Annotated in this window: 1 protein-coding gene; it reads right to left on the bottom strand. The window is 59.9% G+C overall.

All coding sequences use genetic code 11. The annotated features are described in order from the left end of the window. Positions 1–31: 31 nt before the first annotated feature. A complete protein-coding gene (locus WBB95_RS22435; RefSeq protein WP_424489564.1) occupies positions 32–1,330 on the bottom strand; it encodes an MFS transporter in 1,299 nt (432 codons plus the stop codon). Between the last annotated feature and the right edge of the window lie 180 nt (positions 1,331–1,510).

The raw sequence follows: 1,510 nt of genomic DNA, 5'->3' as shown, positions 1-1,510 counted from the left end.
TGGGAGCTGGCTTGCCTGCGATAGCGATCGATCAAGCGCCGCCGACTATCGAAGCCTGCGCGGTACGCAGCTCATGACGGTTGCCCTTGAACAGGATCAGTGTGGCCACCAAGCCCAATACTGCCGCGCCGCTGAGCCAGATCCCCGGCGCCGCCTTGTTGTCCAGCACATGGATCAAATAGGTACAGGCCGCCGGTGTAAACCCGCCAAAAGTCGCCGTCGCCAGGCTGTAGGCCAGGGAGAACCCGGTGGTACGCACTTCAATCGGCATGATTTCGGTGAGCGCCACCACCATTGCACCGTTGTACGAGCCATACAGGAACGACAGCCACAACAACACAATCAGCAAATGGCTGAAGCTCGGGTTCGCCACCAGCCAGGACAGCGCCGGGTACGCCGTGAGGATCGCCAGAATAGTCGCCGCCAGCAGCAGGGGTTTACGCCCGACCCTGTCGGACACCGCGCCCATCACGGGTAGCCAAATGAAATTGGAGATGCCCACGCACACCGTTACCAGCAGCGCATCGAAGTCCGACAAGTGCAGTTCGGCCTTGCCGAAGGTCGGGGTGTAGGCGGTGATCAGGTAGAACGACACAGTGGTCATCACCACCAGCGCCATGCCGGCGATGACGATGCCGAAGTTCTGGCCAATCGAACGCACGATTTCCTGCAGGGTAGGGCGGTGTTTGCGCGCCTGGAACTCAGGCGTTTCCTCCAGCGAGCGGCGAATCACGAAGATCACCGGCACGATCAGGCAGCCAATCAGGAACGGCACGCGCCAGCCCCAATCACCCATTTCTTCCGGGCTGAGCCAGTGGTTCAAGCCCACACCCAGCAAACCGGCGAACACCACGGCAGCTTGCTGGCTGGCGGACTGCCAACTGACGAAGAAACCCTTGCGGCCTGGCGTGGCGATTTCCGCCAGGTACACCGACACACCGCCCAGTTCGACGCCGGCGGAGAAGCCTTGCAACAAACGACCGAACAGCACCAGCAACGGCGCAGCAACGCCGAGGGTGGCATAGCCGGGTACGCAGGCGATCAGGACGGTGCCGGCGGCCATCATGGCCAGCGTAATCACCAGGCCTTTTTTACGGCCGTGCCGGTCGATGTAGGCGCCGAGGAAGATGGCGCCCAGCGGCCGCATCAGGAAGCCGGCGCCGAAGGTCGCGAGGGACAGCATCAGGGAGGCAAAGGCGCTGTCGGTGGGAAAGAAGGTTTTGGCAATGGCCGTGGCGTAGAAGCCGTAGACCATGAAGTCAAACATTTCGAGGAAGTTGCCGCTGACAACGCGAAAGATCGCCTTGCCCTTGCCCGTTGAAGTGGACATGTCATTCACTCATCTTGGCTATTTTATAGGTGATCCGTGGTCGTTATTCGTCCTTGGTGCCGTTTTGTAACCATATGTGTATTAGCCACTACCGGCAATAAAAATCGATAGCTAGCTGACTAGTTGCCAGAGTTGCCGAAGACGATGAGGATTTAATGTGGGAGCGGGCTTGCTCGCGAA

It is taken from the genome of Pseudomonas sp. (genome assembly GCF_049645325.1).
In the GTDB taxonomy this organism is placed as follows: domain Bacteria; phylum Pseudomonadota; class Gammaproteobacteria; order Pseudomonadales; family Pseudomonadaceae; genus Aquipseudomonas.
This window is presented reverse-complemented; position numbering and strand designations above follow the sequence as displayed.